Origin of the sequence: Arthrobacter sp. ISL-28 (assembly GCF_018613875.1) — a bacterium.
GTDB lineage: Bacteria > Actinomycetota > Actinomycetes > Actinomycetales > Micrococcaceae > Arthrobacter.
Genome location: NZ_JAGGPJ010000015.1, coordinates 151,770 through 165,008, shown reverse-complemented (window position 1 = coordinate 165,008; position 13,239 = coordinate 151,770). Strand labels below are relative to the sequence as shown.

The window sequence follows — 13,239 nt, the reverse complement described above, 5'->3', positions numbered from 1 at the left end:
TTATCCAGGCCCGCTGCGCTCCCGTGCGCATCGATGGATAGGGTCCGAAGTTGTAAGCGGATACGTGATATCCGTCTCACAAAAGCTAGCAGCTAAGCGGATATGCCGCAACCGCTTCTGCTAAGGTGAAGACATGGCAGGACAGAAACTTCGCAAAGATGCGGCGCGCAACCGCGAACTCCTCCTCAAGGCCGGACGCGAGGTATTCGCCCGCCACGGGCTGGACGCTACCCTCAACGACGTCGCCCACTACGCCGGTGTCGGCGTCGGCACCGCCTACCGGCGCTTCGCCAATAAGGAGGAACTGCTCGATGCCATCCGCGTCCAGCAGGTCGACGAGATCGAGGAGATCCTCCACCAAGCCCTGGCTGTCGAGGACCCGTGGGAGGGGCTCGTCCTCTACATGGAGAAGGCCCTTGCACTGAACACCAGCGACAGGGGCATGGCGCAGATCCTGGCCGGCCGGCGCACCCGCGCCGAGCTGTACGATGCGAGCCGCGACCGGATCGCTCCCCTGGTCAATGAGATCGCGGGCCGTGCGCGTCTGGCGGGTGCGATCCGGGAGGAAATCACAGGCACCGACCTCGTGTTCATCCAGATCGCCTGCACCTCCGTGGCCACCGTCGTGCAGGACGGGCCCGACGTCGAAGGGCGCAGCGACGTCGAGGAGCTGTACCGGCGGTACTTGTGGATCATGCTTGACGGACTCCGTCCGCACCGTGAAGGCATCGCACCACTCCCGGTGGCCGCCCTGACCACCGAGCAGACGCACGCCCTGCTCCGCTCCCCCCTCGCGCCGGAGGGCGAGGAGGCTTCTGCCTGATCGGTCGTCGCATGATCTGCTGCCCTGCGCAGCGCCGGTAAAGTCTCGCAACGAGTCGACCGGATTCTGTCAATCGCGGCGTGTTTGCGCCCGATGACGGTGATATCGAACGAGTGCCGCCGCGCTGTAAAGCGCGGCGGCACGAGGTGAGACCTCGGTGAGAGCGCCTACGCCGAGTCCGCGTCCTGCCCGGCCTCGGCGACGCGCTGACCGCGTGGGAACCCGTCCGCGGCCTTCGCCGCTATTTGATGAACACCTTCTTTGCGATGCCCATCGCACCCATGCCCTTGGGCCAACCCGCGTAGAAGGTGAGGTGGGTCAGGGCTTCGATGAGTTCTTCCTGAGTCACGCCGTTCTCCACGGCACGTCCGAGGTGAAATTCAAGCTGCGGGTGGTCTCCGCCGGCGGCGAGCACCGCGACAGTGATCAGGCTGCGGTCGCGGGCGGAAAGTTCGGGGCGGTTCCAGACGTCTTCGAAGAGCACGTCGTCGGTGAGGGCGGCGAGCTTCGGAGCGAAGTCGTCGAACAGGCGGCGTCCGCCACCGATCTGCTTGGGCTGATCATTCATGAGGGTTCTCCTTCGTAGGGGGTGGATGGATCGATCCGGTTCGTCAGCGAACACTCGGCAGGACGACGCCGGTTTGATCGGCGAGCTGCGCGACCAGTTCGTCCTGGAAACCCTGCTCCAGCGCGGCAGGGTGGGGTGCCTGCTGGCGCATGTGGTGCCAGTACCCGCCGGTGACTTCGGTTCCCGCGTGGTCGCTCCCGGCCAGCCACGCCTGGGTGAGGTGGCCTTCGCGCAGGTCGTCCGACGCTCCGCGCCCACCCATGCGAGTGGGCACCCAGCCGGGGTCGACGGCGTTGCTGAAGGTGTCGGGCCAGGTGCGGCCGACGAACATCGTGAATGCTGTAATGAACAGCTTCGAGTCAGAGTACGACTTCGTAGCCCGGCTCCCGGACCAGTCCGCGCCGATGAGGTCGGCCCGGCCACTGCGGTGCATGCCACTGCTGATGTATACCAGCCGATCCGGGCGCTCGATCAAAGCAGTGAGCAGGTAGGGGGCGACGACGTTCACCGGCAGGATCGGTGCCCCGTCGGAGACACCGGCGTTGTGGATGACGGCGTCCATGCGGCCGATACGGTTTGCCTGATCCGCTAAAGCACGAATCTCGTCGGGGTGGGCGAGATCCCCGACGACGATCCGAACCCCACTTGCGGCCAGGTCGCTCAAGGCGTCGGCGCGGCGCGGATTGCGGGCGTGGAGAACAAGCTCGTGCCCGTCGTCGAGGAGGTCGAGGGCGGCGTTCCGACCGAGTCCTTCGGAGGAGCCGGTGATGAAGATGCGGGCCATGCGGTGATTCCTTTCTGCATCCAGGCTGTTGTCAGTTCTGGTCGATGAACGCGCCGCGGCGGGCGACCACCCAGACTGCGATGGCGGCCGCGATGATGGCCAGTGCGGTGCCGGTGATCGCGGTCCACCCGTCGGCGCTCCACAGTGGCCCCGCGATCGCCGAGCCGACAGCGCCGCCGATGAAGTTGCTGACGACGAAGGCGGTGTTCAGGCGGCTGCGGTTCTGGCCTGGTAGGGACAGGAGGCGGGTCTGACCCAAGACGAGGGTGGCCTGGGCGGCGAGATCCAGCAGCACGACCACCACGATCAGTGCGATCACCGAGGACTGTGCGAGCCAGGCTCCGACGAAGGACACGGCCAGGAGGCCGAGGGCGATGCCGGATGCGGGCACGGACCAGCCGCGGTCGTGAAGCATGCCGGCGCGTCGTGCCGCTACCGCGCCCGCGAGGCCCGCAAGCCCGAACAGGCCGATCTGGCCGACGCTGTAGGAGAACGGCGGGGCGGACAGCAGGAAGGTCAACGAGGTCCAGAACAAGGAGAACACAGAAAATACGGCGGCGCTGATAAGGAGTGTAGGGCCCGCCGCACGATGCTGGGCGACGGCAGTGAACACGGAGCCGAGTAGACGGAAGTAGTTCACTGCCGGGCGCTTCTCCAGCTGCGGGATCAGGAACGCTAGCACGATGGCGAGGGCGATCGTGAGGATCGCCGCGAGGACGTAGACGGCGCGCCAGCCTGCGAACTCCGCGACAGCTCCGCTGATTGTGCGGGAGAGGAGCACGCCGATGAGCGCTCCCGACGCGATGGTGCCCAGGACTTGGCCGCGCTGCTCGGGTGCTGCGAGTTCGCTCGCGAGAGGGACCAGGAGCTGCGCCGAGACCGTCGTCAATCCCACACCGGCGAGTGCAGCGAGCAGCAGAGAGAAGGTCGGCGCGAATGCTGCGCCGAGGAGCGCGATCGTCGACAGGCCGAGAACCACGGGGATCATTCGCTTGCGGTTGAGGACGTCGCCGAGGGGAACCACCAGGAAGATCCCCAGTGCGTAGCCGATCTGAGTCACCGTCACCAGCGAGGCGGCGACGGAGGAGGACACATCGAGCGAGCTGGCGATCTCCTCGATGAGAGGCTGAGCCCAGTACAGGTTGCCGACGGCCAGCGCGCAGGCGATCGCGAAGATGAATGTTCGCGTGCGCGTCATGCTATGGGTGGCGAGAATTGTCATGAGTTCCGTTCTTGATAATTGCACGGCACTGACGGTGATCAACCAAGCAGACCTGGGCGGGCCGTCGGATTCGGCCCACCCAGGGTCTGGCAGACCTCAGGCCTCGTCGATGACGAAGCCGAAGGCCTCGAAGTCGAGACTTTCGAAATCGATGGTGTCACCCGTGTTCAGAGCGTCGATCCTCGCCAGCTCATCGTCGGTCAGCTCGAAGTCAAATACGTCGAGGTTCTCGGCGATGCGTGCGGGGTTGACGGACTTAGGGATCGCGGAGCGGCCCTGCTGCAGGTGCCAGCGCAGGATGACCTGCGCGTTCGACTTGCCGTAACCCTCTCCGACGACGCGGATCATGGGATCGTTCAGCGGGTTGGCATCCTCGCCGTTGTAGCTCCTGATGCCGCCAATCGGGGACCACGCCTGGGTGAGGATGCCATGGGCGGCGTGCTTCGCCCGCAACTCGACCCGCGTGTTGTACGGGTGCAGCTCGATCTGGTTGACCGCAGGCACGATATCCGTCTCCGCGAGCAGAGCATCAAGTCGGGCAGGCACGAGGTTGCTCACGCCGATGGCTCGGACCGCTCCGTCGGCCAGGAGCTTCTCCAGCGCCTTGTACGCCTGGACGTTCCGCTCGAAGTTCGTGGTCAGCGGTTGGTGCAGGAGCAGCAGATCCAGCTGTTCGACACCGAGCTTCTTGGCGCTCTTCTCGAACGCATGCAGCGTCTCTTCGTAGCCGTAGTCGGAGACCCAGATCTTGGTCTCGATAAAGACTTCTTCTCGCGGAATCCCGGAGCGACGCAGGCCCTCGCCGACCTCCCGCTCGTTGAAGTAGCCGGCAGCGGTGTCGATGTGCCGATAGCCCATCTCCAGCGCGGTCTGCACTGCGGCGACCGTCTCCTCCGGAGGAGTCTGGAACACCCCCAGGCCGATCGCAGGCATGGTGACGCCGTTGTTGAACGTGATTGTTGAGGACATCTCTTCTCTTTCCATATATCGGTTCACCGTCCAAGGAGTGCAGGTTCCGTCGGCAAGGATCCAGTCACCTCGGGAAGCTCCTGGGCCCCCTTGCGGCAATGGCGCTTTGTGGGTTTGCATGACCGCGCGATGGCTGGTGCCCAGCTCAGGAGGCTTCCTCCCGGGTAGCCGGTGCGGTCTTGTGGTGGGCTCGCATGTCGCCGACGCCGTCAGCATCGACAACACGCTCGTGGAAGCGCCACGATCCCTCTTCGAACACGAACGAGTCGATGTAGCGTCCCTGGAAGATCAGCTGCAAAGGGAAGTCTTCTGTCACCTGGATCGAGTCCACGTACGAAACACTTCGAGCGGTTGCACCATCCTCCGCGACATCGATGATCAGGTTGCTCACTACATGCCGGGTGCCAAGCCGGTCACCGTAGACACGGATAACCTCGAGAGCAGCAAGATGTTCCGCGGCACCTTGGCAAATCACCTCAGGCGACAGCTGCCAGCGCGCGTGCTCGAACAATGCGGCGGCACCGGCCAGGTCTGCACCGTCCAGGCGGTGGCAATAGGTGTAGATCAAACGTGTTATCGCCGATTCGGCATCGCGACGCTGCTCAGATGTCAGCATATTTCCCTCAATTTCTCATCGGCAGTACAACTGCCGCCTTCGCATTGGGCGTCAGAACACTGACTGCCACACATTTGGAATGCCCGGTTCTAGACGGACCCCCGGAAGGCATCCGTTCGCGCGCCCCGCTTCTAGGCCTGGACCCGCGCCGTATGAGGGCAGCCAGCCGAACCGCACCAACCGGATACTTGGCATCCGAATTTACAGTTTATCAGAAATATGGATACGACGCATCCGCTTGTTGGGATGACGGCAGGGATGAGCCGAGACTGCGCAAGGACGCCGCCCGCAACCGTGATCGCCTGCTGGCCACCGGGCGCGAGGTGTTCGCAGCTACACGGGGCTGCAGGAGTACGACAGGGGCCGCGACCGCCTCACTCCCCTGGTCGAACGGGTCGCCGACCTCGCCCGTCGGAGTGTGGATTTGATCCCCTGATGACGGCGCTCTGTGATCATTCGTTGACGCATGTATTGCCCGGGGCCCGCAGCGGGGGTTCCTCGTGGTTCTTGTCGAGCGCTGAGGCAGATGGCTTGGGGTTTTCCCTAATCGGGTCGTTTCGCGGTTTCGCCTTGGGTTGTAGCAGTTTGTTGGATCCACGAGCTGAGAATTCGGAGCTTTTCTTCACTTGGGGAGCCGGGAACCGGTGACCAGACGGTGATGTGTTGGTCGGGGTCTCCGGCCCAGTGGAAGCTGTCCCAGTCGAAGGTGAGCTCGCCGAGTTCGGGGTGGTGGATGGTCTTACTGCCGAAGTCCTGACTGGCGACGTGTCGGCTCGCCCACCATTGCCGGAAGAGCGGAAAGCCGAGGGAGAGTTCCCCGACCAGCTCCGCCAGCCGTGGGTCGTTGGGATTGTCGACGGCCTGCATGCGCAGTAGCGCGACGCCCGTGCGGGCCATGCCCTCCCAATCGTCGTAAAAGTCCTTCATTCGAGGGTCGGCGAACAGCATACGGACGTAGTTACGTTCGTGCGGGGCCATTTTGTCGATGTCCAGGAGCAGCGCCGCGGCGAGAGGGTTCCAAGCGATGAAGTCGAGGTATTTTCCGACCACAAAAGCGGGGGTCATGGTCAGTTGGTTCAGGAGCCGCTGGATCTGCGGGCGCACGGGGGCGGGCCGACGGCGTGGGGGTCTGCGTCGATCGGCTTGTTTTGCGAGCCCTTCGACGTAGGTGCGCTGGACCGGTGTCAGGCGCAGTATGCGGGCGAGGGCGTTGAGTACCGGTTCGGCGGGCGCAAGACGTCCCTGTTCGATGCGGCTGTAGTAGTCGTGGCTGATTGCGGCCTGCGCGGCGACTTCTTCCCGTCGCAGGCCGCTGACGCGTCGCGTCCCTGGGTCCCCCGGAGGCAGGCCAAGTGCGGCGGGGCTGAGTTCACTGCGCCGGGCCTTTAGAAACTGGCCCAGTTCCTCCAGATGGGGGTTCTTAGCGGTCACGTCTTTCATTGTCACACCGGTGGTGAATCGGAACTGGCTGGGGCTTGTGTCGAGGGCTTAGACCAGATGGGTGCGGAAGAACCGGGCCACGTTCGCGACGGCGTTGTCCATTTGCTCCGGCGAGTCGTAGTAGTCGAAGTGGTTCCCGTCAGCCCACACGAGTTCCTTCTCGCCTTGTACGCTGTCGTAGAGTGTCTTCGCCTGGTCCGGGAATGCTGAGCCGTCAGAGTGCACCACGATTGTCGGCGTCGTGATCTTCGGAGCGCGGCTGAGGGCGTCGAGGCTGACCCAGGTGTCCCAGGACGTGACATCGAACTCGTTTTTGTAATCCGGGACGTTTCCGCGTTCCGGGTTGGTGTAGTAGTCATAAGCGCCGGGCGTCGGGTTGTAATTGACGGCCTGCTCGTCGGTTTCGCTGTAGACCGTGATGGTCGTCGATTTGCCCTTTTCTTCGGACTTGCGCCGGGCGGCAGCGGCATCTGCGAGACGCTGGGCGATGCCGTCCTCACCGTACGTGAGCGTGAACGTGTCTCTGTTTGTGAGGAACCCGGCGATCGTCGCGAAGCCCTTGATCCGCAGGTCTTCTGCGGCGAGGTAAGCGCCGTTGCTGGCCGAGGTGCAGATGCCGACCATGCCGACGGCATTCACGTACTGCTGTCCGCTGAGGTAGGTGACGGCGGCCCTGAGATCCGCGAGTTTCTCGGCCGGGGACTCGAACTGACGTGGCTCGCCGGCGCTCTCGCCGTAGTGTGCGTAATCGAACGCGAGGGCGACGAAGCCCTGATCGGCAAACTTTTGCGCATAGGCGTCAGGCATCTGCTCCTTCACAGAGGTGAACGAGCCCTGCACGATGACCGCGGCCCAGCGCCCGTCCTCGTTGAAACCATCGGGGGTGAACAGGTCGCCGGCCAGGGTTAGGCCGTCACGGTCGAAATGAATTTTGTGCTTCAAGATTTTCCTTTGTGAACGATACTTTGTGCGATACGGAGAGAGCCTCGCTGCCCCAACTGGCAGCGGCACGCCATGGCTCGTACTGCAGACTCCGCATCCCGTATAAAGAATCCCTCCGGGCGCGTAAGCCGACAATGGGAAAGAATTTTCCTACCCACAAGCCACGCGGCCTTCGCCGACGCATCGCAGAGCATCCTGCGCCGGATTGCCTTCCCCGCGATGGCCGGTCCCCCTTACGGGAAATCGTGGGGGTGATCTGTACCCATCATGTGTCGGGCAGGAAGACAGATCAGCAGGCGTCTGCCGCCAGGTCGATGGTGCGACTCGCAAGTGCCGTGGCCCGCTGGTGGTCTTAGAATTTCGCGCCGGGGAAGTCTCAGCGGTGTTCACCGAGCACATCTAGACTCAACTTTGGTGGGCCACTAACTATTAAGCGGAGATGGGTACTAAGAACTGCTTTGACCTGCAGAAACGTGCGATATTGTCCTAATTTGAAACCCATATAAATTTCAATACAATTCTCCTTCGCCTGCTCCTATCGATCGAGCCAGTCCAGATAGACGCGCCAACCATGACCGCACGCCCCGCACGGCATGCGCCGGGCGCGCGAGAAGTCGATCCGCTGTTCCGCTGGCTCAATCCTCCCGTCGCACGGGGCAAATCCACGAAAGCAGAACGAGAAGAAGCATGAACCCAACACGATCGCGCAGACCTCCTGCGACGCCATCAAACCTTCCGCAGGAGTCAGCCAACTTCTACTCCCTCGTGAGACGGTGAGCCCGCCCCAGGCAGTTCATGGCAAAGGGCGGATCAGCGTCGACGAGACACGTACCGGCCACTACTCGATCAGCTTGAAACAGCAAGTGCCCCGCCAGGCCGAAGCCTGACGGGGCACTTGTGCGAGACTCTAGTGTGACCGCCGATGGCAGCGAGTCAGCGACCAGATCCTCTGGTGTCCGAGCCGATCAGCTCAGGAACCGCTAATTTGCCGAAGCACGTACTGAGGCATGCTTCATTGGCTCTTTTCCGCGCTGTTCGCAGGTTCGCCCTCGGCTCCACCCCACCGACAGCACAAAACACCAGGTCAGAGGCGCGCCGGAAGGGGCGAAAGGGCACTAACCCGCAGTTGATGAAGCACCTACGTTGACATGCTTCGATTGCGGTACTTGCGGCCGCTGCTCTTCCGTCGGATATGGACGTCGACCTAGGCCTGGACGTCGGCCATGAAGTGCTGGGCCTGCGCGGATTTCGGCCCGCCGCGTAGTCCTTGACCATCCGGTCGTAGCCGGGACACTCCGGCGCACTGTCCGCGGGCGACCGCGACTAGTCGACGAACGGCCCGGCCAGCTCCATCCGCGCTGCGCGGAGATTCTGATTAACCCGCCCCGCTTCTGATCGATGGCCAGGCCATCCATCTCGAGGTCCAGCGAGGCCTCCTCGGAGGGCCTCATCGTGCTGCCGCTCGGCGAAGGCCGCCATGTCCCGCCAGCCGTTCCGCGAACCGGTGCGGTTGAGCCGAAGCCAACGGTCCGGCTCCTCCACGTCGGCGGCGTCCTCCCCGACCATCCTCGGGTCAGTGGGGCTGTCGTCGTACACCTGCCTGGTGCGCAGGTCGACGTAGCCACCGGTCGACAGGTCGAGATCCCCTTCCAGCACGGTGCTGAGCATGTCGAGGTCTACCGGCACCACTCGGCCTGTCAGCGGCATGCGGCCCAGACCCGCCAGCACGTCCTCGGCCAGCAGCCGGTCACCAGCGCCGCCGCGCCAAGTCAGTCGGTTGATGACCGACATTGCCACCGACTCAGCCTCTTGGCGTCTCTGCTCCAGCGCCATCGGTATGCCGGCCCCGACCTGTTGCAGAGTGTCATCGATGTCGCGCCCTGTCACCGCTGCCAGGAAGCGAGCCGCATCTCCTGCCGCGATGGCTTCACGCAGCTCGGACAGGTCGAGCCCAGGCACCTGCACCTGTGCGGGCCACGCGTGCAGCAGCATCGGGTGCGGCCGGCTCGGTTTCCCCGGCGCCCGGCTCTCCCCGTCGTCGGTAGCCCACCGGCGCCCGTACTGGTCCGGGATGCTGCCCCAGCCCCAGTACGGCAGGGGGCATCAGGACGGATACCCAATACCTCCAGCGGGTCGAACTTCACCTCCCCGACCACTCATCGGTGCGTCCAGGCGTCACCGAGGTCGAACGTGAACTGAAACTCAGCCCCCGGCTCCAGCGTCCGGCGACCTTGCAGCAGCGATGTCGATTGGTGCGATGATCGGCCCGTCGATCGACCGGCCATCTCGGCTCCCGTCTCTTCGTCGATTACCCGGCCGTCGGCCAGGGTGAACATTGACAGGTGCGAGCGGTTCCTTTGGGCGAAGGCATCGTTGATGGCGTTGGCGAGATCCATGAAGGTGTGCGAGGGTCCGACCGCGAAGATGCGCCCGGGCCACGGCCACAGCTCCTCGCCACGACCGCCAAGCAGTTCCACCGTCAGCGACAACCAGGTTCGTGCCATACCCCAAGGATGGCACGCGCCGCGGCGGTGCCGCAGTCGCGTTACTGCAGGGCCCCGGGCGCCAGCATCCCGCAGGAAGGGGCTGTTCCGCGACAAGGATGAGCGAAAACTTGTGCACGCGCCTGAACGACGATGATGTGCCTGCGATCCGGCTCTATAACGGCTCTCTGCTGTCCCGTTTGAGCATCCTCTACGGGTCGTGCTGATCAGACCACGCCGCGCACAGCGTAGCGGTGAAGCGTGACGCCTTGATCGTATGTCTGCTCCTCGATCAGGTCGAGGTTGACGCGAGGGCGCGGATCATCGAAGAGCCGTCGTCCCGAGCCCAAGATGACGGGATGCGTGAACAGCATTAGTTCATCGAGTAAGCCCGCGCGCAGCAGCTGCGTGGCGAGCGTGGCGCCGCCTACGGCGATGTCGCCTTCCGCATCCTGTCGCAGCGCAGCCAGCTGGTCGATCGCGTCGTCCCCGCCGATGATGCGCGTGTTGTGGGATGCCAGCTCCGGTGTAAGCGTGCGTGTGTGCGACACCAGCATCTTAGGCATCGATGTCCAGATCTCGGCGTACTCGCGTAGAAAATCGGGAAGCGATCCGTCGCCACGAGCATCCGGCCAGAAGGGGTCCATCATCTCGTAGATCACACGACCCTCGACCATCGCCGACATCGCGCGGGCTCGGGCGTTGAACTCCCGGTGCAGCGGTGCGCCGAGGCGGATCCAGTCGGGACCGCTCAGGTTGTTGTGATCGCCAGCATGCTGCTCGATCATGAGATCGAGGGAGACGTTCATCCAGTACACGAACCGTGCACTCATCAGCACTCCTTCCGGGTGGATAGGTACCCTCCATTGTGCGCGCGTTCGGCACCGGTGGCGAGACGGTATCTTACGGGCGAACCCTTAGCTTCGGGTTCTCATCGTTGGGTGCTTCGAGGTCGTGTTGTAGCCATGGAAAGAGCAGTTTCACCGCTCTCCCGGATGATGCGATGCAGGCGTTCTCCAATCTCCCGGTACTGTGCGGGGGCTTCGCTGAGTTTGGTGAGAACGGCCGCGGCACCCTTCTTCGTGAACATCGTGTTCAAGCCTCCTTCAAATAGTCGTAAGGCAAACGTTGTAGCCGGCCTCATGCCGCCCGTGGACCACCGAGGGCGTCTGCGACCGGCGACGGCGCCAAGCCTACGTCGCCGGGGCGGAGGTAGTCGAGGCATACGACCCAAGCGAGGCAATCTGCGATCCGGCTGGGCTCGTCGTGGTCGACGAAGATGCGCTCACAACCGGGGACGCTCAACTCGCAATTAGAAGCAGATCACCATTGGAGAGTATGACGCGTGGGACTGTGAGCGCGACATCGTCGATTCGGCAGGCTCGCCATGGACGAAGCAGTAGAGCGCAGCCTGGCCGCCGCAGGCAACGCGGCCTGTCCACGACGTGAACTCTAACGCCCGGAGGCGGATCGCCTACAGAGCACCCTCCTGTGGCGAGGTATTGTCCATAGCGGCCTGAATCTTCCGAATGATTGACCCAAGAAGGCCCGACGCGAGAAGTCCCAAACCGAGCGGACCCGCGGAGTCCTCACCAAGTGGTGGCAACTGCTGAAGCGCCGCCCTCACTCCAGCATTCATGTGCTCGAGTTGCCATGAGATCTCCTCGGAGATGGCCGTGGGCTGATCCGGAGCGGCCAGCCCGGCCGCTTTCGCGGCATAGGCGGCTGCGCCAAGAGCGTGTGCGCCCATGTGAGCGACCCCGGAAGCTTGTCCAGCAGCCCGGGCAGCCGCCACAGCCGCGGGTGAGCTCACTGCCTGCGCCGCCCGACCAGCAAGGAAGCGCCGCCGAATCTCACCGGCGGCATCAAGTTCACCTTGAGCAAACGCCCGAGTACGAGCGATGGCATCACGTGGTCGACCGCCGGTCGGAGCCTCCGTCTCGAACAAGACCAGGACCCGTTCAGCACAGTCCGCCGCCCATGTTGCTACGAGGCGGCGATCAGCTTCGCTTAGTGACTGCGGGGATGGCGTGCCAGCATTTTCGCACGCGGGGCCCGCAGGACGTTTCCCCTAACGGACCGGCTATCGGACGGGACGGCCCTGGAGTAGTGAAAGGATTGCGTCACGACTGTCTGCAACTCGGAAGGAACAGACTGCGAGTATGACTATCTCCTGAAACGTCACCAGTCCGGACCTGAACGCACCCCAAATCGTCACCCTGATCGCCAGGCCGCACCAGCGAATGGCTACTGGCTGTCCTGTTCCCCGCCGTCCAGGAGCTCGCCGGAAGCGATGTGGGCAGCTGTGCGCCGGTACGCTGCGGCGATGTAATCTTCCAGATCCTGGAGGCCGATGCGCCACAGGCCGCGGCCACCAACCTGGATGGCGCGCAGCTCTCCACTGCTGATCAGCCCCCGGATAAGGCTCGACTTCACGTTGAGCTCTTCGGCTGCCTGCTCGAGTGTCAGGAAGCGGCGCTATAAGGGTTGATCTGTCACTGGACCATCCTATGGGGTGTGGATCGAGCCGAATCGGTAACGTCCCTTTGCCGACGGCCTTGCTTCGCAACCGGATGTTTACTGAGGGCGAGCAGCTAGCCACGCCACGACGGCGGCCAGGTGGCGCAATCTTCAACCGTCCGCTGCCTCAGCTACGCGGGCCGCTGTGTCGTCCGCCGGCTGTCTGTGTCCGGGAATTCACGGAGTGTGGCCGCTACGGCTCTGACCGCCGCCGGGTCATCCGTCCAAGGTTGGCCCGTGCGGGTGCAGGCCTGGAAGTTTGTCACTTTCGAACGTTTGGCTGTAGTCCCAAGCTAGACGAAGGGCATGCTCGCAGGGCTCGCACCTGTTGTGTCCACGATGATGCTCCTATGGGGCTCAAATTGAACTTGGCAGCCTGTCTCAGGCCGGTGTCACGGGTTCGGCTGCAATTCTCAACAACAGACGGGGCTGCTGGTTCGTTTACCGTCATTTCCCGGCGTCACGATTTCCAGGAAGGCCTCCGTGGCTGGAGAGAGGACGCCAGTGCGGTGGGACAGGATAATGGGCGTCCCAGAGAGGGAAGGATCGGGCGCAACACGCAGTCTCTGATGTTTGATCCCATCATTGGAGTCCACGACAGGGCGTAGCCTGCTCCTCCAGCGACCAGCGCCATGATTCCTTCAGAACTCCCCGGGAATCAAGGGCGCCTCTCCCCCGCGATGCATAGGCACGGCCTGAGGACAGCCAGAGTCCGCACCAACTCTTAGCTCAGGGGTGCACATCAGGTCAGGGAGGGCTCGAGGACGAGCGCCTACTTGCGGCAAGTCAGCCGCAGTTCCTTGCATACTCAGTTAAGGTCAAGCGTGCTTCACTTCTTAAGGTACACATCGAGCAGTCAGCCGGCGCGCATC

General features: G+C 63.6%; 12 protein-coding genes and 1 pseudogene. 1 reads left to right on the top strand and 12 read right to left on the bottom strand.

The genetic code is table 11. From position 1 onward, the window contains the following. Positions 1–133: 133 nt before the first annotated feature. Complete coding sequence (locus J7E80_RS12320; RefSeq protein ID WP_215051919.1) at positions 134–823, top strand: TetR/AcrR family transcriptional regulator; 690 nt, start codon at positions 134–136, stop codon at positions 821–823. 241 nt (positions 824–1,064) lie between these two features. On the opposite strand, the gene J7E80_RS12315 is transcribed toward J7E80_RS12320, so the two are convergent. The 12 genes and pseudogenes from J7E80_RS12315 to J7E80_RS12265 all read right to left on the bottom strand — a co-directional run bounded on the left by J7E80_RS12315 (position 1,065) and on the right by J7E80_RS12265 (position 12,316). Then, on the bottom strand, positions 1,065–1,391 hold the full coding sequence (locus J7E80_RS12315) for a carboxymuconolactone decarboxylase family protein (RefSeq protein WP_215051917.1): 327 nt from the start codon (positions 1,389–1,391) through the stop codon (positions 1,065–1,067). A gap of 43 nt (positions 1,392–1,434) precedes the next feature. Next, positions 1,435–2,175: an SDR family NAD(P)-dependent oxidoreductase gene (locus J7E80_RS12310; protein ID WP_215051915.1), complete on the bottom strand. Its 741-nt coding sequence runs from the start codon at positions 2,173–2,175 to the stop codon at positions 1,435–1,437. A gap of 31 nt (positions 2,176–2,206) precedes the next feature. After that, positions 2,207–3,397, bottom strand: coding sequence for an MFS transporter (locus J7E80_RS12305; RefSeq protein ID WP_251036779.1), 1,191 nt, complete (start codon positions 3,395–3,397; stop codon positions 2,207–2,209). 96 nt (positions 3,398–3,493) lie between these two features. Next, a complete protein-coding gene (locus tag J7E80_RS12300) occupies positions 3,494–4,366 on the bottom strand; it encodes an aldo/keto reductase (RefSeq protein ID WP_215051913.1) in 873 nt (290 codons plus the stop codon). Between the two features lie 145 nt (positions 4,367–4,511). Next, positions 4,512–4,982, bottom strand: coding sequence for a nuclear transport factor 2 family protein (locus J7E80_RS12295; RefSeq protein ID WP_215051911.1), 471 nt, complete (start codon positions 4,980–4,982; stop codon positions 4,512–4,514). 543 nt (positions 4,983–5,525) lie between these two features. Next, the gene (locus J7E80_RS12290) at positions 5,526–6,413 is read right to left on the bottom strand and encodes a helix-turn-helix transcriptional regulator (protein ID WP_311380817.1); all 888 of its coding nucleotides are present in this window, start codon (positions 6,411–6,413) and stop codon (positions 5,526–5,528) included. Between the two features lie 57 nt (positions 6,414–6,470). Next, positions 6,471–7,364 carry an alpha/beta hydrolase gene (locus J7E80_RS12285; RefSeq protein ID WP_215051907.1) on the bottom strand — a complete coding sequence of 298 codons (894 nt, stop codon included), beginning with the start codon at positions 7,362–7,364 and terminating at the stop codon, positions 6,471–6,473. Between the two features lie 1,323 nt (positions 7,365–8,687). Beyond that, positions 8,688–9,323, bottom strand: coding sequence for a hypothetical protein (locus J7E80_RS12280; RefSeq protein WP_215051905.1), 636 nt, complete (start codon positions 9,321–9,323; stop codon positions 8,688–8,690). A 197-nt stretch (positions 9,324–9,520) separates the two neighbouring features. Further along, the gene (locus tag J7E80_RS12275) at positions 9,521–9,868 is read right to left on the bottom strand and encodes a plasmid pRiA4b ORF-3 family protein (protein ID WP_215051903.1); all 348 of its coding nucleotides are present in this window, start codon (positions 9,866–9,868) and stop codon (positions 9,521–9,523) included. Between the two features lie 206 nt (positions 9,869–10,074). Further along, the gene (locus J7E80_RS12270) at positions 10,075–10,680 is read right to left on the bottom strand and encodes a dihydrofolate reductase family protein (RefSeq protein WP_215051901.1); all 606 of its coding nucleotides are present in this window, start codon (positions 10,678–10,680) and stop codon (positions 10,075–10,077) included. Between the two features lie 641 nt (positions 10,681–11,321). Continuing rightward, positions 11,322–11,852: pseudogene (locus tag J7E80_RS24620) on the bottom strand (putative immunity protein); the annotation flags it as partial. Positions 11,853–12,094: 242 nt separating this feature from the next. Next, entirely contained in the window at positions 12,095–12,316 is a 222-nt protein-coding gene (locus J7E80_RS12265; RefSeq protein WP_215052159.1) for a helix-turn-helix domain-containing protein, read from the bottom strand. Positions 12,317–13,239: the final 923 nt, after the last annotated feature.

What these genes read in the sequence shown, in the direction of transcription:
- J7E80_RS12305 (WP_251036779.1), bottom strand. Translation starts at nt 3,397, where the DNA reads ATGACAATTCTCGCCACCCATAGCATGACGCGCACGCGAACATTCATC.
- J7E80_RS12310 (WP_215051915.1), bottom strand. Translation starts at nt 2,175, where the DNA reads ATGGCCCGCATCTTCATCACCGGCTCCTCCGAAGGACTCGGTCGGAAC.
- J7E80_RS12315 (WP_215051917.1), bottom strand. Translation starts at nt 1,391, where the DNA reads ATGAATGATCAGCCCAAGCAGATCGGTGGCGGACGCCGCCTGTTCGAC.
- J7E80_RS12275 (WP_215051903.1), bottom strand. Translation starts at nt 9,868, where the DNA reads ATGGCACGAACCTGGTTGTCGCTGACGGTGGAACTGCTTGGCGGTCGT.
- J7E80_RS12270 (WP_215051901.1), bottom strand. Translation starts at nt 10,680, where the DNA reads ATGAGTGCACGGTTCGTGTACTGGATGAACGTCTCCCTCGATCTCATG.
- J7E80_RS12320 (WP_215051919.1), top strand. Translation starts at nt 134, where the DNA reads ATGGCAGGACAGAAACTTCGCAAAGATGCGGCGCGCAACCGCGAACTC.
- J7E80_RS12295 (WP_215051911.1), bottom strand. Translation starts at nt 4,982, where the DNA reads ATGCTGACATCTGAGCAGCGTCGCGATGCCGAATCGGCGATAACACGT.
- J7E80_RS12300 (WP_215051913.1), bottom strand. Translation starts at nt 4,366, where the DNA reads ATGTCCTCAACAATCACGTTCAACAACGGCGTCACCATGCCTGCGATC.